Annotated in this window: 15 protein-coding genes and 1 pseudogene; 6 read left to right on the top strand and 10 right to left on the bottom strand. The window is 60.1% G+C overall.

What is annotated here, in order from left to right; all coding sequences use genetic code 11:
• Positions 1-164 precede the first annotated feature (164 nt).
• Positions 165-488 (top strand): thiosulfate sulfurtransferase GlpE, encoded by a 324-nt coding sequence (glpE, locus tag ACW5W8_RS17730; protein ID WP_005355913.1) that lies wholly within the window; start codon positions 165-167, stop codon positions 486-488.
• Complete coding sequence (glpG, locus tag ACW5W8_RS17725) at positions 485-1,318, top strand: rhomboid family intramembrane serine protease GlpG (protein WP_498629204.1); 834 nt, start codon at positions 485-487, stop codon at positions 1,316-1,318. Before glpE ends, glpG begins: the two co-directional genes overlap by 4 nt.
• 66 nt (positions 1,319-1,384) lie before the next feature.
• Here the strand turns inward: glpG and ACW5W8_RS17720 are convergent.
• Positions 1,385-3,815 (bottom strand): annotated as a pseudogene (locus tag ACW5W8_RS17720) (VolA/Pla-1 family phospholipase).
• 300 nt (positions 3,816-4,115) lie between these two features.
• Between ACW5W8_RS17720 and ubiK the strand changes: the two are divergent.
• Complete coding sequence (ubiK, locus tag ACW5W8_RS17715; protein WP_005339429.1) at positions 4,116-4,373, top strand: ubiquinone biosynthesis accessory factor UbiK; 258 nt, start codon at positions 4,116-4,118, stop codon at positions 4,371-4,373.
• A gap of 54 nt (positions 4,374-4,427) precedes the next feature.
• On the opposite strand, the gene ACW5W8_RS17710 is transcribed toward ubiK, so the two are convergent.
• From ACW5W8_RS17710 to trxA, 6 genes are all read right to left on the bottom strand, one after another.
• On the bottom strand, positions 4,428-5,441 hold the full coding sequence (locus tag ACW5W8_RS17710) for a GGDEF domain-containing protein (protein ID WP_498629202.1): 1,014 nt from the start codon (positions 5,439-5,441) through the stop codon (positions 4,428-4,430).
• A 218-nt stretch (positions 5,442-5,659) separates the two neighbouring features.
• Entirely contained in the window at positions 5,660-6,358 is a 699-nt protein-coding gene (gene fre / locus ACW5W8_RS17705; protein ID WP_498629200.1) for an NAD(P)H-flavin reductase, read from the bottom strand.
• 146 nt (positions 6,359-6,504) lie between these two features.
• Complete coding sequence (gene ubiD, locus ACW5W8_RS17700) at positions 6,505-7,974, bottom strand: 4-hydroxy-3-polyprenylbenzoate decarboxylase (protein ID WP_498629198.1); 1,470 nt, start codon at positions 7,972-7,974, stop codon at positions 6,505-6,507.
• Positions 7,975-8,007: 33 nt separating this feature from the next.
• On the bottom strand, positions 8,008-9,000 hold the full coding sequence (locus ACW5W8_RS17695; protein ID WP_498629196.1) for a hypothetical protein: 993 nt from the start codon (positions 8,998-9,000) through the stop codon (positions 8,008-8,010).
• A gap of 108 nt (positions 9,001-9,108) precedes the next feature.
• Entirely contained in the window at positions 9,109-10,374 is a 1,266-nt protein-coding gene (gene rho, locus ACW5W8_RS17690) for a transcription termination factor Rho (RefSeq protein WP_042656764.1), read from the bottom strand.
• A 204-nt stretch (positions 10,375-10,578) separates the two neighbouring features.
• Entirely contained in the window at positions 10,579-10,905 is a 327-nt protein-coding gene (gene trxA / locus ACW5W8_RS17685; protein WP_005339416.1) for a thioredoxin TrxA, read from the bottom strand.
• A 113-nt stretch (positions 10,906-11,018) separates the two neighbouring features.
• Between trxA and rhlB the strand changes: the two genes are divergently transcribed.
• Genes rhlB through ACW5W8_RS17670 form a run of 3 tightly spaced genes read left to right on the top strand, consistent with a single transcriptional unit; the run spans position 11,019 to position 14,096 of the window.
• Positions 11,019-12,308, top strand: coding sequence for an ATP-dependent RNA helicase RhlB (gene rhlB, locus ACW5W8_RS17680; RefSeq protein ID WP_139438772.1), 1,290 nt, complete (start codon positions 11,019-11,021; stop codon positions 12,306-12,308).
• 12 nt (positions 12,309-12,320) lie between these two features.
• Entirely contained in the window at positions 12,321-13,811 is a 1,491-nt protein-coding gene (gppA, locus tag ACW5W8_RS17675; RefSeq protein ID WP_005355894.1) for a guanosine-5'-triphosphate,3'-diphosphate diphosphatase, read from the top strand.
• 30 nt (positions 13,812-13,841) lie between these two features.
• Positions 13,842-14,096 carry a Rho-binding antiterminator gene (locus ACW5W8_RS17670; RefSeq protein WP_498629193.1) on the top strand — a complete coding sequence of 85 codons (255 nt, stop codon included), beginning with the start codon at positions 13,842-13,844 and terminating at the stop codon, positions 14,094-14,096.
• Between the two features lie 70 nt (positions 14,097-14,166).
• Here the strand turns inward: ACW5W8_RS17670 and ACW5W8_RS17665 are convergent, their stop codons facing one another.
• The 3 genes from ACW5W8_RS17665 to prlC form a co-directional block, all read right to left on the bottom strand.
• Positions 14,167-14,928: a class I SAM-dependent methyltransferase gene (locus ACW5W8_RS17665; RefSeq protein WP_498629191.1), complete on the bottom strand. Its 762-nt coding sequence runs from the start codon at positions 14,926-14,928 to the stop codon at positions 14,167-14,169.
• 54 nt (positions 14,929-14,982) lie between these two features.
• On the bottom strand, positions 14,983-17,532 hold the full coding sequence (locus ACW5W8_RS17660; protein WP_498629189.1) for a putative bifunctional diguanylate cyclase/phosphodiesterase: 2,550 nt from the start codon (positions 17,530-17,532) through the stop codon (positions 14,983-14,985).
• 205 nt (positions 17,533-17,737) lie between these two features.
• A complete protein-coding gene (prlC, locus tag ACW5W8_RS17655; RefSeq protein ID WP_498629187.1) occupies positions 17,738-19,780 on the bottom strand; it encodes an oligopeptidase A in 2,043 nt (680 codons plus the stop codon).
• Positions 19,781-19,882 lie beyond the last annotated feature (102 nt).

The following is a 19,882-nucleotide window of genomic DNA, read 5'->3' as shown; positions in this document are numbered from 1 at the left end:
TGAAAGGCTGGGGTATCCATGATGGTAGACCTCAAGGTGATGGCCTACTTCAAGCTTAGCCTTTCAACACGTAATTGGGACATAGCCTTATCTTTTGTGGGGTTAGTTTGCGCCCAAGCTTGCGGTACACTGGCCCGTAATCAACCTATTCGCAGGACATCTCGATGGACCAGTTTGCCCATATCAATGCCCATGATGCCCACCAGAAACTGAGCGCGGGTGAAGCCCGTCTGGTGGATATTCGCGACCCGCAGTCCTTTGAAGCGGCCCACGCGGTCGGCGCCTTCCACCTCACCAACGGCACCCTGGTGCGCTTTATGAACGAAGTGGACTTCGATACCCCGGTCATCGTGATGTGCTATCACGGCAACAGCAGTCAAGGGGCGGCCCAATACCTGCTGCAACAGGGTTATGACGAGGTCTACAGTCTGGATGGCGGTTTCGAGGCGTGGCGCCGGGAGTTTCCCATCGAGGCAGGCGAGGCATGATCCAGCTGCTGGTGCTCGACAACGCCCGCATGGCGCAGGCACTGGTGGACTATCTGGCGACCCTGGGCATCTCCTGCGAGCTGACCCAGTCCGAGCTGGGGGTCACCATCTGGCTGGCGGACGAGCCACGCCTTGCTCAGGCCCAGCTGGAGGTGAAACGCTTCCTCGCCGAGCCGGGCCACCCGCGCTACATGGAAGCCTCCTGGCAGTCCGGCCGGGCCGATGCCCGCATCGACTACAGCAAGGGGATGACCGACCCGGTCACCGACTTCCTGCATCAGGCGGGGCCACTGACGCTGGTGGTCATCATCGCCTGCCTCGCCATCTACGGGCTTGATGCCATCGGGCTGCCCATCTACGACGAGCTGGCCTTCCACCCGACCCTGGCCCAGTTCACCGACTGGCAGGCGTGGCGCTATTTCACCCCCGCCCTGATCCACTTCTCGGTGCTCCATCTGGTGTTCAACTTGCTGTGGTGGTGGTATCTCGGGGGCCAGATCGAACAGCGCCTCGGCAGCGGCAAGCTGCTGATCCTGCTGCTGGTGGGCGCCGCCCTGCCCAATATCGCCGAGTTTTTTGCCAGCGGCCCGCTGTTTGGCGGCCTCTCCGGCGTGGTCTATGCCCTGCTCGGCTACTGCTGGCTGCGCAGCAAGCTGCAACCGGCCTGTGGCCTGACTCTGCCACCGGCACTGATGGGCTTTATGCTGTTCTGGATGGTGCTCGGCTTCTTCGACATGCTCGGCACCAGCACCGCCAACATCGCCCACCTGACCGGTCTGCTGGTCGGCCTGCTGCAAGGGTGGCTGGATCGCAACCACCAGCCGACCTGATTTTTCAGCAGCCGCAGAAACGAGAACGCCGCCCCGAAGGGCGGCGTTTTTTTACGCGATGGACAGTTACTGCTTGATCAGGGTGTCGTCAGTCACCTTGACCGCCGCACCGCCACTCATAAAGAAGCTGGCGAACTGGGTCTGGATCTCGGTGGTGACCGCACCAGCCTGATCGAAGTTCTCATCAGGGGCCAGCAGCGAGCTATGGCCCCCTTTCAGGAAGCGCGCAGCATGGTGACCCGCCGGGAGCACGCCGGAACCCTTCAGCTCTTGCAAACCCAGCACCCGGAACAGCGGCTCGGTGCCACCCAGCGGCGCAGAGGCGATACTGTTGGGGATCACCTGATCCGGCAAGCTGAGCGCACCATCGCCCACAATTTCGGTGGCGAACAGCGGGAAGCTCTTGGCGACGCCTCTGCCCAGATTGATCGGGTCGGCAGAGTCCAGCACTGACTGGGCAGCAAAGGTATAGCTCTGCAAGGTGCTCGCCGCACCCGCCTGCGTGGCCGCATCCAGACTGGGCAGGAACTCGTTGACGAAGCAAGTGGCGGCAGCCGTTTTGCAATTCGGTGCATAGGCGGTAAAGCCCGCTTTCAGCGCCGGACTGCCCGAGGTAAGCACGCTCATCTTGATGGTCGGCCCGAAACTCGGTGAGTTGAGCAGCAAGGGGGCAATGCCGCCACCCGGCATCGCCAGACCGCCAGTATCGAACTTGAACAGGGCATCAGCCTGAGCACTGCCAGTGGGCTGGTTGGCAACGGCCAGCAGATTGGCTCCGGCAATTGCCCCCAGCGAGTGTCCGAGGAAGTGAACTTTCAGACCAACGCCGCCCAGTTGACCACCCAGCCCCTTGGCATTGGCCAGACCGACGGCCAGTCGCAGTCCCAGCAGATCGGTCACGCTCTGTTTCAGGTTGTCCCGCGCCACCGTCAGGTAGCTCAGGTTCAGATACGGGGTCGGATTTTCGGAGGTGGTCACGGTCGCCATGCTGCCACTCAGGGCATAGCCACGCTCACCGTGCAACGGATGATCGATCACTACCACAGCGACACTCTTGCTGGCAGTGGCGCCAGCGCCGATCTGGCCCAGTGCCAGCGCATAGGCGTTCTCCTTGATGGAGGTAACCCCGTGCTGATAGATGATCACATCGGTAATTGTATTGAGCGGTGCGGCGGCGAAGATCCGCAGCGGTACCGATTGTACTTCGCTCAGGGTCGGCAACGGGTTGAAACGACCGATATTGCGCTCGGCATCCAGCGGCTTGCCACCGGAGGTGAGGGTCACCCCGATCAGCTTGCTCGCCTCGGTCAGCAGTTCACTCTGACGGCTCGGGTCGGCGATCAGCTCACCCAGCAATGCCGGATCCACGCCCGACCAGCCCACCGATCACCTCGCTATCGCCCGCTTTCAGCGCGTTGGCGATGGCATAGAGGCTAGGAATGGCGCCGTGCCAGGATTGGGTCTTGGCTTTGTCCCAGGAGCCGGCTATCGCCGGGGTTGAGAGGAAGTAAGGGAGTTTGACGGTACCGGTATACACCTTGGTTAGCTGGGCAACCCCGTTAAGCGGCGTACCAACCCCAAAGGCGGCTGTCAGTGCATCTTTCTGATCCTGCGGCAAGAATGGCTCATTCGCCAGCTGGGTCAGAAAATCCACCCCGCCATTAAGACTATTGATGGTATAGGTTGCCGGCAGGCTGGTGTTGCCTCTGGCATCCTGTTTCCACAGCGCCGCGGCGTCCAGGCTCGGGCTCTTCAGCACCGAAGCGGCGGCACTTTTCACTGCCAGCAGCACATCGGCACCAGATTGGGTGGCAAACCAGTCGGAGAAGATCACCCGATCGCTGGTGATCCCGGTGGCTGCCTTGAACAGACCTTCCTGCAGCGAGATCAGGCCGTTGATGGTCTGCTCCTGAGTAGTTGCGCCAGCTGTCGATTTGAAGCTGCTGTAATCGCCTCCCGCCTTGAGCGGTGTGCCGCGACTGTCCTTGAGGGCATCGGTCGCCACGATCATGTAGTAAGAAGAGGGATTGAGCGGCTTGAGCGGAACCAGATTGAGCTTGCCGTCCCCGCCAGTGACCACAAAGTCGGTCCCATAAGCCAGTGGCTTGCCGCCCTTGACTCCGTTGGGTTGCAGAGTGACCGGATCCAGGGTGAGCTCGAGCAGGTAGAGGGGCGCAACGGCAGAGGCATACTCGCTGGTCGCCGGTGCCGGCACAGAGACACCGGTCACGGTCGCCGGTACCAGCTGGACGGGTTGGGTGGTTGACCAGCCATCCAGGGTGGAGAGGGCAGATACCGGGTTCGACAGATCATGAGTCTCGGTTGAAAACTTCAGAGTACCGTCGCTGGCACGGGGGGCCAGCACGCTCGGGCGCACCCCGTTGGCGCCACTCAGGACGTAGTCGAGGGAGCTGGTGGTGTCTCCCTTGTTGTCATCTCCACCACATCCGGCCAGCAGGGCGCTGACAACAGCTGCATAAATTAGCTTCTTCTTCATTTTTTATTCTCTTTTTATAGGGTTGTTATCCATCACAAGCCAACGGGGTCATCACGACCTCGACTGCAAAACGTTAACATAAAACCAACACCAAATAAGACTCATGCCGGACAGTTCTGGCTCAGCTTTGTGGGGCATGTCATGGTTTCAGGTTAACAAAGGGGCGCAAGGGTAGCAGTTGTGGCCCCATCACCAGACCCGACCAGCCAGCGGGCACCATCACGACTAAAAAGCCGCCGCGATCTCGGCAAAGTGAGGGAATTGTCGGTAGAATGTCCGCCAACGCTTAAGGAGGACATCATGATCGACCCGAAGAAACTGGAAGAGATCGCCAAGCAGGTGCACAACTCCCTGCCGCCCGGCATTCGCAGCATGGGTGAAGAGGCCGAGAAGAAGATGCGTCAGGTACTGCAAGCCCAGCTGGGCAAGCTGGATCTGGTCAGCCGTGAAGAGTTCGACGTGCAGACCAAGGTGCTGCTGCGTACCCGTGAAAAACTGGCCGCCCTCGAAAGCAAGCTGGCTCAGCTCGAGCAGCAGCTCGGCGCCAAAGGCGAATAACGAAAACCCCAGCTCGGCTGGGGTTTTTGCTTTAAATTGAACCTGTAAAAAACATCACACCTGAAGCAGATACCAGGCCCGCTTGCCGCGAGCCTTGGCCTCATACATGGCACGGTCGGCCACCTCCAATGCCTGTCGGAAGCTCAATGGCTCCTCCTCCCACAGGGCGATGCCGATACTCAGCCCCACCCGTTGCGGGCAACCGGGTTTGGGCACATAGCCGTGCATCCGGCTGATCAGGGCGTCAGCCAGTTGCGCTAGGCCATGGCTCGACACATCCCGGTGCAGATGCACCACAAACTCGTCGCCGCCGTAACGGCCACATAGCGCCGAGCCCGGCATAATAAGGCGCAGCCAATCCGCCATCTGCTGCAACACCAGATCGCCGCAGGCGTGGCCCAGCTGGTCATTGATCCCCTTGAAATCATCCAGATCGATAAAGAGCAGCGCCCCCGCTCCTTGCGGCTGCAGCTGGGCAAACGCCTTGCCAAACCCCTGCCGGTTGAGCAAGCCGGTCAGCGCGTCGCTGTTGGCACGCTCCGCCAGTCGATGCTCATAAGCCTTGCGCTGGGTGATATCGATATGGGAGCCCATGATCCGCAGCGGCTTGCCATCACCATCCCGATCAACGACCCGGCCCCGATCCCACAACCAGGTGATCTCCCCGGCTGGGCTGATGGTGCGGTATTCGGCTTCGTAGAAGGGGGTTTTCCCCTCAAGGTGGGCAAAGTAGCTGCCCATGGCATGGGCGCGATCGTCGGGATGGAGTTTGGCGCTCCACTGATCGAAATGAGGGGCCATGTCACCGGCCTGAAAGTTCTGCAGATTGAAGACCCGCAGCTCGCCAGTGGGAATGGTGCCCTGCCAGAGACAGATGCCGGTGCCATCGAGGGCGGCATTGAGCTTCTCCTGCAACAGGCCGTTTTCATGCTGCAAAGCGGCGATCTCTGCCTGCAAACGGGCCATTTCAGCGCCGTGAGGGGACGGGGTCCGCGGCGCAACCCGCTCGACAGCACAGGTCTCTCCCCTGTCATCCTCGGCAGATGGCCTACCCTCTTCACTCAACACTGCGCCTCCTTGAGTTTGCGCTATAGATGCTCTTATCAATCCCCCACAAAGATGCCACCAGCGATATCTGATTAGTAGCCATTCATATTAAAAATATCTAAAAATCATGAAGTAAGACCACATCAGAAAAAAATCAGGATACGTTCGGATACAGCAACAACCCAAAAACAAAAAGCCCCCGGCAAAACCGGGGGCTGAGTCAGCCTAATCGGGATCCATCAAATAAATTCGTAGGCGTCACCAAAGATACGCTCCGGCTCGGCGCCGAGGATCTTGAACTCCTCCCGCGCGGCACCCGCCATCTCGAAACGGCCGGCTACATAGATGTCGTAGTCGTGGAGGCTGACGAAGTCATCCATGATCGCCTTGTGCACCAGCCCGCTCTTGCCGGTCCAGTCAGCATCCGGCTCCTGCACCACCGGGATAAAGGTGAGCGGCGCATAGTCACGCTCCCACTGCTGCATCTGCTCCAGCTCATAGAGCCAGTGAGCCTGACGCACACCCCAGTAGAAGAACACCGGACGCTTGCTGCCCGTGTCGATCAGGTACTCCAGAATGGAGCGGGCGTAAGAGAAACCGGTGCCGCCCGCCATCAGGATCAGCGGACGGGGGGATTCATCGCGCAGGAACGCCTTGCCAGCCGGCAATTCGACCTCGATCTCCCCCAACTCGCGCATGCGGGCCAGCACCTGACCAGCGTAGGCGTTCTCGGGAGTGGCACCAATTTGCAGCTCCAGCACGCCCGGGCGGGTCGGCGAGTTGGCGATGGAGAAGGGGCGCTTGTCCGAATCGCTCATCACCACCAGCAGATACTGGCCAGGCTTGAAGCTGATCGCTTGCTGCGGCGTCAGGGCCACATGCCAGATGGTGTCGACATATTCGCGCAGTTCCTCTACGCGGCATTTGATACGTTGCATTCTTGTCCTTGTGGCGGGCTCGCTCGGCCCGCTTCGCTCATTGTTTCACTATGGAGTGACGACCAGCAGCCCTGGCCCCGTCAGTCGAGAATACTCAAATCAGTGCGGATCGCATCACTTTTTGCAGCAAAGCTCTCATGTTTGCCTCATCCGAGGATATTGAGCTCATCCCAGATGGCATCAACCTTCTGCTTCACCGCCTCATCCTGAACTATGGGCTGACCCCACTCCCGATTGGTCTCGCCCGGCCACTTGTTGGTGGCATCCAGCCCCATCTTGGAGCCGAGGCCAGAGACCGGCGAGGCGAAGTCCAGATAATCGATCGGCGTATGCTCGATAAGAGTCGTGTCGCGGGCCGGATCCATCCGGGTGGTAATGGCCCAGATCACATCCTTCCAGTCGCGGGCGTTGATGTCGTCATCGCACACCACCACGAACTTGGTGTACATGAACTGGCGCAGGAATGACCAGACCCCCAGCATCACCCGCTTGGCGTGGCCCGGGTAACGCTTCTTGATGGTCACCACCGCCATCCGGTAGGAGCACCCCTCCGGCGGAAGATAGAAGTCCACAATCTCGGGGAACTGCTTCTGCAGCAGTGGCACGAACACCTCGTTCAGCGCCAGACCCAGCACCGCCGGTTCATCGGGCGGACGGCCGGTGTAGGTGCTGTGATAGATGGCATCGCGCCGCTTGGTGATGTGGGTGATGGTGAAGACCGGGAACTCGTCCACCTCGTTGTAGTAACCGGTGTGGTCGCCATAGGGCCCTTCCGGCGCCATCTCGCCCGGCTCCAGATAGCCTTCCAGCACAATCTCGGCGCTGGCGGGTACCTCCAGATCGCAGCTGATGGCCTTGATCACCTCGGTACGGCTGCCGCGCAGCAGACCGGCAAAGGCATATTCGGAGAGGGTATCCGGCACCGGCGTCACCGCGCCGAGAATGGTCGCCGGATCGGCACCGAGTGCCACCACCACCGGGAATCGCTCGCCCGGGTGGGCCTCCTGCCACTCGCGAAAATCGATGGCACCACCACGGTGATCGAGCCAGCGCATGATCAGCTTGTTTTTGGCGATCTTCTGCTGGCGATAGATGCCGAGGTTCTGCCGCTTCTTGTAGGGGCCACGGGTGATGGTGAGGCCCCAGGTGACCAGCGGCGCCACATCGCCGGGCCAGCAGTGCTGGATCGGGATCTGGTCGAGATCGACCGCCCCCCCCTCCTGCACCACCTGCTGGCAGGGAGCGGAAGAGAGTCGCTTGGTCGGCATGTTGAGCACCTGCTTGAAGATCGGCAGCTTCTCCATCAGCTCCTTGAATCCCTTGGGTGGCTCGGGCTCCTTGAGATAGGAGAGCCAGACCCCGACCTGGCGCAGAGCGCTCACGTCGGGCTGGCCCATGCCCATGGCAACCCGATCAGGTGTACCGAACAGGTTGGTCAGCACCGGCATGGTGTAGCCTTTGGGATTTTCGAACAGCAGAGCCGGGCCGCCCGCACGCAGGGTGCGGTCGCTGATTTCGGTCATCTCCAGATAGGGATCTATCTCGCGGGTGATGCGCTTGAGTTGTCCGTTTTGTTCCAGCTGCGCGATGAAATCACGCAAATCCTTGTATTTCATGCAAGTTCCCAACCGGGTTCAGGAGGTCAGGCATTATAACCCTGGCCGTCCATCGGGTGTACCCGAATCGGGCAGCAGGCTCGGAGCAATGGGGGGAATGTCACGCTGGCCAAGGCGTCTGGCCAGCGCGGAGAGCAGTTGGGGCTCGTCCACCTCCATCAACAGACCGGCTACCAGCGCCCCGTATTGACGGTTGGAGAGTTCCGCCAGCAAGTATTTCTGGGCTTGCGGCGGCAAGGGCGAGAGCGCGCTCAGCTGACGCAGGGCGGCCCCCTTCAACCCCTCGTTGCCACTGGCGGCAATCAGCAAATCGCTGGCAGCACTGCCGTGATGGAAGCGGTTGATGGTAGAGAGTGCACGCAGCGCATCCTGATCTGCCGGCCGCCGCCACAGCATGCCATAGAGCGCCGGTTCCCCGGTGCGCTGCAACAGATGGAACAACAGACGGTTGTCAGGCAGATAGATATTCTGGCTGGCCAGTGCTTGCGCCTCCCGCATCCAGATCGCTTGCGGCAAGGTGTCGAGAGCCAGCAACAGGGCTTGCTGCTGCATGGCGAGATCGGGGTTACTGCTGTAGTAGATGGACTTTAGCTGGAAGCTGCCCAGCGCCAGTTGCTGGCGATAGCTCGCCTGCCAGCGCTGTTGCTGCCACTGACACAGCAGCAGGCGCGCCTGCGCGGCAAAATCGTAGACCGGTTGCTGCACCAGAAAACCGTCGACCTGCTGCTCCAGTAGCCACTCGGGGGCCTTGTCGGCCTGTGCCTCGACCCACTGTTGCAGCCCGGGGGGCACAGCCGCGGTCACCGGAATATCCCGCAGCAACTGCAACAGCAGGAACTCCCGCTGTTCGCGGCTGAGGGTCGCCAGCAGCGAGTCGATGGCGGCAAATTGCCCCTGCTGCATACGGCTCGCCAGATAGCGCTGGTGCGTCTGCAACGTCTCGGCGGTCACCGCAACCGGTGCAGCCTGCGCATGGACCGGGATTGCGCTCAGCACCCCCAGCAACAACCAGAAAACAGGCTTCATGACGTCTCCATCCTTGTGACATCGGGATCTCATACTACTAGGGCGACCGGAAAACAGATAAACAAAAACCGCGACCAGGGCCGCGGTTTCGTCATTTTGTGACCGGACTTACTTCTGTTGGCGCCGCATGGAGTCAAAGAATTCGTCGTTGGTTTTGGTCGCAGCCAACTTGTCGATCAGGAACTCGATGCTGTCGATCTCGCCCATCGGATGAATGATCTTGCGCAGGATCCACATCTTCTGCAGCTCGTCAGGCGCGGTCAGCAGCTCTTCCTTACGGGTGCCGGAGCGGGTGATGTCGATAGCCGGATAGACGCGCTTCTCGGCAATCTTGCGCGAGAGGTGCAGTTCCATGTTGCCGGTACCCTTGAACTCTTCGTAGATCACCTCGTCCATCTTGGAACCGGTATCGACCAGCGCTGTGGCGATGATGGTCAGGCTGCCACCCTCCTCCACGTTACGCGCCGCGCCAAAGAAGCGCTTGGGACGGTGCAGGGCGTTGGCGTCCACACCACCGGTCAGGACCTTGCCGGATGACGGGATGACGGTGTTGTAGGCACGGGCCAGACGGGTGATGGAGTCCAGCAGGATCACCACGTCTTTCTTGTGCTCGACCAGACGCTTGGCCTTCTCGATCACCATTTCGGCAACCTGAACGTGACGGGATGCCGGCTCGTCGAAGGTGGAAGCGATCACTTCACCTTTAACCATGCGCTGCATCTCGGTCACTTCTTCCGGACGCTCGTCGATCAGCAGAACGATCAGTTCACAGTCCGGGTGGTTGTAGGCGATGCTCTGGGCGATGTTCTGCAGCAGCATGGTCTTACCGGCCTTGGGCGGCGCCACGATCAGGCCACGCTGGCCTTTCCCGATGGGGGAAGCCAGGTCCAGTACACGAGCGGTGATATCTTCGGTAGAGCCGTTACCCCGTTCCATACGCAGACGTTCGTTGGCATGCAGGGGGGTAAGGTTTTCAAACAGGATCTTGTTGCGGGAGTTTTCCGGACGGTCGTAGTTGACCTCGTTGACCTTGAGCAGCGCGAAGTAACGCTCGCCTTCTTTCGGTGGCCGGATCTTGCCGGAGATGGTATCGCCGGTACGCAGGTTGAAGCGGCGGATCTGGCTCGGGGAGACGTAGATATCGTCCGGGCCTGCCAGATAGGAGCCGTCTGCACTGCGCAGGAAGCCGAAACCATCGGTCAGGATTTCCAGCACACCGTCGCCAAAGATATCTTCGCCACCCTTGGCGTGTGCCTTGAGGATTGCAAAAATAATATCTTTCTTGTGCGCCCGAGCCAGATTTTCCAACCCCATGGATTCGCCAAGCTTGACCAGCTCGGACACAGGAGTGTTCTTTAATTCAGTCAGATTCATAGTGGTGAAAGTCTGTAAGCAAGGATTGAAATGAGGAGACAGTCTGCTGGATTGATGCTGATCGGATTTGATTGCCAGGCTGTGGTTAGCAAAGAGTCAGGCAAAAAGGTTAGCAAACGAGCGATAAATTAGCACCAATCGGGATGAGCGTCTAGGTGATAAAACACAAGGAGCGCATTATTGCAATGCGCTCCTCTTTGATTATTACAGGTTGCCGTCCAGGAACTCTTTCAGCTGAGTCTTGGACAGTGCACCGACCTTGGTCGCTGCCACTTCGCCATTCTTGAACAGCAAGAGGGTCGGGATACCACGAATGCCGTACTTGGGCGGAGTATCAGAGTTATGGTCGATGTTCAGTTTGGCTACGGTCACGCGACCTTCATACTCTTGGGCAACTTCTTCCAGGATCGGGGCAATCATCTTGCACGGACCACACCACTCGGCCCAGAAGTCGACCAGAACGGCGCCATCGGCTTTGATTACATCTGCCTCGAAGCTGGCATCGCTCAGCTGAACAATCTTGTCACTCATCTCCAACTCCAGTCAGTAATTAAGGCTTTATTGACATATCAACAAAGGCAATAGTTGCCCTATTTGAAATGATCCTGTTTATTATTGCAAGCCTAACCTGATAACCTACCGCCATGAGCAAAACACACTTAACGACCGACAAATTCGCCCAAATGGGCCTCGAACCCGAAGTTCTGGCTGGTCTGGAATCAAAGGGATTTCACTATTGCACGCCCATCCAGGCACTGTCTCTGCCACTGCTGGTAGAAGGTCATGACCTCGCCGGTCAGGCCCAGACAGGAACCGGCAAGACCATTGCCTTCCTGGCCGCGACATTCAACTATTTGCTGACTCACCCGCTGACCAAGCCCCGTCTGGTTAACCAACCCAGAGCCATCATCATGGCGCCCACCCGGGAACTGGCAGTACAGATCTATAACGATGCTGACAGCATCGCCGCTTCTACCGGCCTGAAACTCGGCCTCGCCTACGGTGGCGAAGGTTACGACAAGCAGCTGGCCGTGCTGGAACAGGGTGTCGACATCCTGATCGGCACCACGGGTCGTATCATCGACTACTTCAAGTCCAAGGTGATCGACCTGAGCAACATTCAGGTAGTAGTACTGGACGAAGCGGATCGCATGTTCGATCTGGGCTTCATCAAGGACATCCGCTTCCTGTTCCGCCGCATGCCGCCCGCCACCGAGCGTCTAAGCATGCTGTTCTCCGCCACCCTCTCCCTGCGGGTGCAGGAGCTGGCCTACGAACACATGAACCACCCGGAGCATGTACAGGTAGAGCCTGAACAGATGACCGGCGTGCGGATCAAGGAGGAGCTGTTCTACCCCTCCAACGAAGACAAGATGTTGCTGCTGCTCTCCCTGATGGAAGAGGAGTGGCCGGAAAAAGCGATCGTCTTCGCCAACACCAAGCATGTCTGTGAAGACGTCCATGCCTGGCTGGAGAACGACGGCCACCGCGTCGGTCTGCTGACCGGTGACGTGCCGCAGAAGAAGCGGATGAAGATCCTCGAGGATTTCACCAAGGGTGCGCTCGATATTCTGGTCGCCACCGATGTGGCTGCCCGTGGTCTGCACATCCCTGACGTGACCCACGTCTTCAACTATGACCTGCCCGACGACGCCGAAGACTATGTACACCGTATCGGTCGTACCGGTCGTGCCGGCAAGAGCGGTCACTCCATCAGCCTGGCCTGTGAAGACTATGCCTTCAACCTGCCGGCCATCGAGGAGTACATCCACCACGCCATCCCGGTCAGCAAGTATGACCGTGAAGCACTGCTGGATGATGTGACCGCCCCGAAACGGGTGTTCCGCAACCGTCAGCCGGTGAACCGCAACATGCGGGATCGTCAGGGCGGTGGCAACAGCAACAACCGCCGTCGTCCGCCACGCAAGAGCTAAGGACAGGCCCAGTTGCACAACTCGCCTCTCTATGCCGCCATCGACCTCGGCTCCAACAGCTTTCATATGCTGGTGGTGCGCGAGGTCGCCGGTGCCCTGCGCACCGTCGCCAAGGTCAAGCGCAAGGTTCGCCTCGCAGCCGGGCTCGATCCGGAATTTCGTCTCAGCCGTGCCGCCATGGAGCGGGGCTGGGACTGTTTGCGTCTCTTCTCCGAGCAGTTGCAGGACATTCCGGCCGACAATATCCGGGTGGTGGGCACCGCCACCTTGCGGCTTGCCACCAACGTCGACGAGTTCCTCAGCGAAGCGGAACGGGTACTCAACCACAGCATCGAGATCATCTCGGGCGAGGAAGAGGCCAAGACCATCTATGAAGGAGTCTCCTGGACCTCTGCCGGTGAAGGCAACCGGCTGGTGATCGACATCGGCGGTGCCAGTACCGAACTGGTGATCGGCGAACATAGCGAAGCAAAACTGCTCAACAGCCTGCACATGGGCTGCGTCACCTGGCTCAACAATCATTTCGGTGATGGCGAGCTCTCTGAAGCCCGTTTCGAGCAGGCGATTGCTGCCGCCAAAGCGGTGCTGGAGAAGGTGGCGGAAGATTACCGCGCCCTCGGCTGGCGCACCTGTGTCGGCGCCTCTGGCACGGTGCAGGCGCTGCAAGAGATCATGCTGGCGCAGGGGAAGAGCGAGCGGGTCACTCTGCCCAAGCTGCAAGAGCTGATGGGTCAGGCCATCGCCTGCGGCAAGCTGGACAGACTACAGCTGGAAGGGCTGGCGGCCGAGCGGCTGACCGTGTTCCCCTCCGGCCTCGCCATCCTGATCGCCATCTTCGAAACCCTCGATATCGAGAGCATGACCCTCGCGGGTGGCGCCCTGCGCGAGGGGCTGATCTACGGTCTGCTGGGCAACAATCACGACTGTGATGCCCGGGATCGTACCGCCGACAGCCTGATCAGCCGCTATCAACTGGATAAAGAGCACGCCGAACGGGTGCGCGATACCGCCGTCGAGGCGTTCAACCAGCTGCAGCCGGCCTGGCGACTCTCCAAACGCTACGGTCGCCCAATCTTGCGTTATGCCGCCCTGCTGCACGAGATCGGCCTCTGTATCGAATACAAGAAGGCGCCGCAACACGCCGCCTACATCATCGACAACATCGACATGCCGGGCTTTACCCCTGCGCAAAAGAAGCTGTTGTCGGCCCTGCTGTTCAACCAGCGGGACGAATTCAAGCTGGAACCGCTGGAGAAGCAGGGCGCCGTCACCGGTCGTCAGGCGATCCGGCTGGCCCGTATCCTGCGCATCGCGCTGATCCTCTGCATGCGCCGCACCCAGGGCACGGTGCCCAGCTTCACCCTGCAGGCAGAAGAGGAGTCACTGACCCTGACCCTGCCCAAGGGCTGGATGGATGAACACTACCTGCGTGCCAGCGAGCTGCGCTTTGAAGTGGAACGCCAGCAAAAGATGGGCTGGCCGACCCGCGTACAGGAAGCCTGACTCAGCAACTTGCCTGTTTTGGAGCCGATCATGCCGGATTATCAACCCATCAGCTGCGATCTCTACGACTGGCTCGAAATTGCCGCCAGCTGGCAACTGCCGGTGACCCTCACCAGTCGCGAGGGTCGCCAGTGGGATGACAAGATCCGCACTATCGAAGCCAGCGCGGGGGTCGAGTATCTGTTGCTGCACAGTGGCGAGCGGCTCAGTCTGGCGGATCTGGCGACCCTGCGCCTGAACTGGCAAGGGGAAGAGAAGCTGATCCGCTTCGCGCCAACCAACTGAATCCAAGACGAAAAAGGAGGGCCAACATGACGTTGGCCCTCCTTTTTGCATCTGCGGCTCACACCGGCCGTTAACCCGCTGCCAGCGCCGCCATCACATAGACATCGAAGCGGTTGCTCTTGGTTTCGATGGCCATGCTGGGCTTCTGTTCATTGAGCCAGCCGGCGTAGTCGGGGCGTTTCACCACCACCCGCTTGTTCGCCATCTTGAGCGCGGCAGGCAGCAGGGCATCCGCATCGAGATCCGGTCCCACCAGCGACTGGAACACCCGCATCTCCTTTTTCACCAGCGCCGACTTCTGCTTGTGGGGGAACATGGGGTCGAGGTAGATCACCTCGGGCCGCTCCGGCAGCGCCAGCAAGTTGTCCACCGCCGGGCCTTGCAGCAGGTGCATCCGCTCGCTGACCCAGGGGCCAATCTCGGGATCCTGCGCCGCCCGCACCAGACCATCCTGCAACAGGGCAGCCACCACGGGGCTACGCTCGATCAGGGTCACCTTGCAACCGAGGGAGGCCAGCACGAAGGCATCGCGCCCCAGCCCGGCGGTGGCATCCACCACGGTGGGTGTGGCACCGGCCTTGAGTCCCACCGCCTTGGCGATGGATTGACCGCGACCGCCACCAAACTTGCGACGATGTGCCACCGCCCCTTCCACGAAGTCCACATAGACGGCCCCCAGCTTGGGTTCATCCAGCTTGCGCAGTTCCAGCCTCTCTTCAGTCAGTACCAGCGCAAACGGAGCCGGAAACTCCACGTCGGCAAGGCGTAAACGCAGGGCGTCGAGCTCGCCATCACGGGCGGGGACTTCACTGAAAACCTGAATATGGGGCATAGGAGGCAGACTCATGGCACGTACAGAAGCGCTCATGATAACAGAAGCGGTGGATCAGCTCACGACAGTGAGGTTCATCCCCTGACGGTTGAGGGCGAGGTAATCGATGAGATCGTCATAGGTCAGCGGGCGACTGAGCAGATAGCCCTGAGTGAAGGCACATCCCTTCTGGCAGAGGAAGTTGAGCTGCTCGCGGGTCTCTACCCCCTCGATCACCACCTGCATGCCGAGGTTATGCACTATGTTGATGATGCCGTCGAGCAGCATCCGATCCTGCTCGTTGAAGGGGATATGGCGCACGAAGGAGCGGTCGATCTTGACCAGATCGACCGGGAAAGTACGCAAATAGTTGAGGGCCGAGTAGCCGGTACCAAAATCGTCGATGGCCAGCTTGCAACCAGCCTCGCGAAGGGCATCGATCCGCACCCAGTGCTGATCGCTGCTCTCCATCAGCAGAGATTCGGTGATTTCGATGACGATGTCGGCAGGATCGAGCCCGAAGTGCTGGATCACCTTGAGCCACTCGCTCGCCTCTGGGTCAATGGTCTGAAACTCCATGGTGGAGCGGTTGATCGACATCTGCAGATCAGGGAAACCGGACTGCTGCAACCGTGCCAGATCCCGGCACGACTGCCACAATACCAGCGCCCCCAGCCCCTGAATCAACCCCGCCTCTTCCGCCAGTGGAATAAACTCGGCAGGGGAGACCTGTCCCCATTGGGGGTGATACCAGCGCACCAGCGCCTCCAGCTTGGCGACCCGTCCGCTACGGTTGTCCCAGATGGGCTGGTAGGCCATGGTCAGCTGCTCCAGCTTGATCGCTTCGGCCAGATCCTGCTGCATCTGGTGGCGCTGGCGCACCTCTTCCCGCATGGATGAGCAGTAAGCACCGAGCAACCGTCCCTGCCGCTTGGCCGCAAACAGCGCCTGTTCGGCATTGCGCAGCAACTCGTCGCTCTCGCTGCCGTCGACCGGACAGAGAGTCATGCCGATGGTCGCGGTCACATAGAGATGCTGGTTGGCCAGCATAAAGGGGCGGGCAAAGCTGCCGATCACCTGCTTGGCAAACACCTCGGCCTGGCGGCGGGTGACGATGCCGGGCACCAGAAACGCGAACTCGTCGCCACCGATGCGGGCCACCAGATCTTCGGTGCGCACCCGGCTCACCAGTCGATCCGAAACCTCCCGCAGCAGGGCATCGCCAGCATGGTGATCCATGCTGTTGTTGACCGCCTTGAAGTTGTTGAGGTCGAGCACCATGAGCGCGAAGCGCTCGCCCCGCTCGCAGAAGCGGGTGAGGCCGCGGCCAAACAGCCAGCGGTTGGGCAGGCTGGTGAGGCTGTCGTAGTTGGCCTGGGTCGCGATCTTCTGTTCGGCCACCTTGGTTTGGGAAATATCGCTGAAAATGGCGATATATTGCTGGATTTTGCCAGCTTCGCGTAGGGTGCTGATCATCAGCTGCTGCGGATAGAGCTTGCCGTTCTTACGTTTGTTCCACACCTCGCCACGCCACACGCCCACCCGCTCCAGCGCATGGTACATGTCGGCATAGAAGGTCTGATCGTGCAGGCCGGACTTGAGGATACTGGGGCGCTGGCCACACACCTCCTCACTGCGGTAGCCGGTGATCTGCTCGAAGGCCGGATTGACCGAGATGATACGACTGTCGGCATCACACACCAGAATGGCTTCGGAGAGGTTGTCGTAAACCCGGTGGGAGAGCTTGAGCTGCTCCGCATGGCGCTTGAGGGGATCGATATTCTCCAGCAGCACCATCAGGTAGTCCGGTTGCTGCTGCTCATCGCGGATCAGAGTAACGGTCACCCGCACCCACAGGATCTCGCCCCCCTTGCAGAAGTAGCGCTTCTCCCGGGTGAAACTGCTGCGCTCGCCGCGCCGGATCTCTTCGTAGCACTCAAGGCTGCGCTGCCAATCCTCCGGGTGATTGATGTCGGAGATGGAGCGATGAAGCAGCTCGTCGAGGGGATAACCCAGCATCTTCTCGATGGCCGGGTTGGCCCAGAGAATTCTGCCGGTGAGATCGAGCTTGCCAATCCCCACCGGGGCCTGAAACAGCATGCTCTGCAACACATGAGGGGTATCAGGCAAGAGTTGCGGCAGCTGGCGTTGCAGCATCAGCGCCAGTTCACGACCGGCCAGCGGCCCCAGCAACCGGAGCAGCCCCATCACCTTGGTCATATTGGCCTGCGGCTGACGATAGAGCAGGCAGCAGATACCTATGGTCTCGCCATCCGCATCCTTGAGGGCGATCCCGGCGTAGGCCTGGGCTTGCCACGCATCGGCAAGCGGCATCGCGGGGAACAGCTGCAACAGACGATCGCTGAACCAGGCTTCCCCCTCCTGCCAGGTAATGGCATCGGGAGAGTCAGTCAGTGGCAGCGTCAGGGTGTCGGGGTCAAGAGAGGAAGGGTGGGCAGCCTGAACCGTCAGGTAGGTAGCATTTGATTCCCTGCTGGCGATCAGGACGACATCAGCCATCACAGCAGCGGCGATTTCACTCACAAAGGTATCGAAATATCCCTGGCCGCTCGAATGAGCCAGACTGGAGATGATTTGATAGACGGAATCGAGTGCTCGCCTCATGGCAAGTGGCTTTCTCTCCTTGAAGGTTAGAACACGACTCTACTGAAGAGCCGTGGGCAGTGCAAATATGCAATCAGCAAGATATTAAAAAGCCTTGAAAAAAGGGACCAAAAGGTCCCTTTTTGTCGTAAAAATCACGGTTTGATCCCACTATGCCGCAAAAAAGTATCTACTTGAAGCTCAGTGCGGTCCAGGGCCCTCAGCCTCAGGCGGCAATCCCGCTGTGTCTGAGCAGGGCATCCACCTTGGGCTCGCGACCACGGAAGGCACGGAACAGCTCCATCGGCTCCCTGGAACCGCCCTTTTCCAGAATATTCTTCAGGAAGGATTGGCCGGTCGCCGGGTTGAAGATCCCCTCCTCCTCGAAACGGGAGAAGGCATCGGCAGAGAGCACTTCCGCCCATTTGTAGCTGTAGTAGCCCGCCGCATAGCCGCCCGCGAAGATATGGGAGAAGCTGTGCTGGAAACGGTTAAACGCAGGCGGGGTCATGACCGCCACCTGACTGCGCACCTCGTCCAGCAGCGCCGGAAGCTGCGCAGGATTGGCCGGGTCAAACTCCTGATGGAGACGGAAGTCGAACAGGGCGAACTCCAGCTGGCGCAGCATCTGCATCGCCGCCTGGAAGTTGCGAGCCGTCAGCATCTTCTCCAGCAGATCGGCAGACAGCGGCTCGCCGGTCTCGTAATGGCCGGAGATAAAGGCCAGCGCCTCGGACTCCCAGCACCAATTCTCGAGGAACTGGCTCGGCAGCTCCACCGCATCCCAGGCCACGCCGTTGATACCGGCGACACCGGCCACGTCGATGCGGGTCAGCATGTGGTGAATGCCGTGGCCGAACTCGTGGAACAGGGTGACCACTTCGTTGTGGGTGAACAGTGCAGGCTTGCCATCCACCGGGCCGTTGAAGTTGCAGGTCAGGTAGGCCACCGGCTTTTGCAGTGAACCATCCTGACGGTAGCGACGACCCAGACAGACATCCATCCAGGCCCCGCCCTGCTTGTGCTCGCGGGCGTAGAGGTCGAGGTAGAAGCTGCCGCGCAGCTCTTCGTCGGCATCGAAGATGTCGTAGAAGCGCACGTCCGGGTGCCAGGTGTCGATACCGAGACGCTCGCGCACCTTCATGCCGAACACCCGCTTCACCACTTCGAACAGCCCCTTCACCACCTTGCTGGCGGGGAAGTAGGGGCGCAGCTGCTCATCGGAGATGGAGAACTTGTGCTGCTTGAGCTTCTCGGCGTAGTAGGCGAGATCCCAGGCTGCCAGCTCGCTCTGACCATGCTGCTCGGCGGCGAAGGCGCGGATCTCCTCCAGCTCGGCCTTGCCTTGTGGCAGGGATTTGGCCGCCAGATCGGTGAGGAAGCTCACCACCTGTTCGGTCTTGTCCGCCATCTTGGTGGCCAGGGAGAGCTCGGCATAGTTGGCAAAGCCCAGCAGCTGGGCCAGTTCGCGGCGCAGGGTGAGCAGCTCGCTCATGATGGCGGAGTTGTCCCACTTGCCCGCATTGGGGCCCTGATCGGAGGCGCGAGTGGTAAAGGCTTCGTACATCTCGGCCCGCAGCTCGCGGTTGTCGGCATACATCATCACCGGCAGATAAGAGGGGATATCAAGAGTGAACAGCCACCCCTCTTTGCCTTTAAGTTCAGCCATCTGACGGGCAGCGGCACGCACGCTGTCGGGCAGACCGGCCAGTTCGGCTTCATCGACCACCAGCTTGTGCCAGCCCTGGGTGGCATCCAGCACGTTGTTGCTGAAACGGGAGGCCAGCTCGGAGAGGCGGGCCTGAATTTCACCGTAGCGCTGCTGCGCCTCGGCAGGCAGACCGATGCCGGAGAGGCGGAAGTCACGCAGGGTATTCTGGATCTCCTTGCGCTGGGCGCCGCTCAGCAGCGGGAAATCATCGCTCTGGAAGAGGGCCAGATAGGCCTGATAGAGCCCTTCATGCTGACCGACATAGGTCTGGAATTCAGAGAGCAGCGGCAGGCAGGCGTCATGGGCCTCGCGCAGCGCTTCGCTGTTGAGTACGGAGTTGAGGTGGCTGACCGGTGACCAGATCCGTGACAGACGGTCATTTACCTCTTCCAGCGGGGCAATCAGGCTGTCCCAGGTATGGGGATCACGCTGGGCCAGCACATCGCTGATCTTCTGCTTGCAGTCAACAATCGCCTGAATCACGGCAGGCTGAACCTGCTCCGACTTGATCTGGCTGAAAGGGGGCAGCGAATCCATTGTCAGCAAAGGGTTATTCATCCCGGTTACCTCTTGTTTGGTCTTGAACAGACCGCTTTAGCAGCTCTGTATGGCTTTCTAACATGTGGCCAAGCCACGCAATAATCAAGCGGGAATCCACCT

It is taken from the genome of Aeromonas aquatilis (assembly GCF_054052405.1).
The sequence above is the reverse complement of the archived record's forward strand: the minus strand, read 5'-3'. Positions and strand labels throughout refer to the sequence as shown.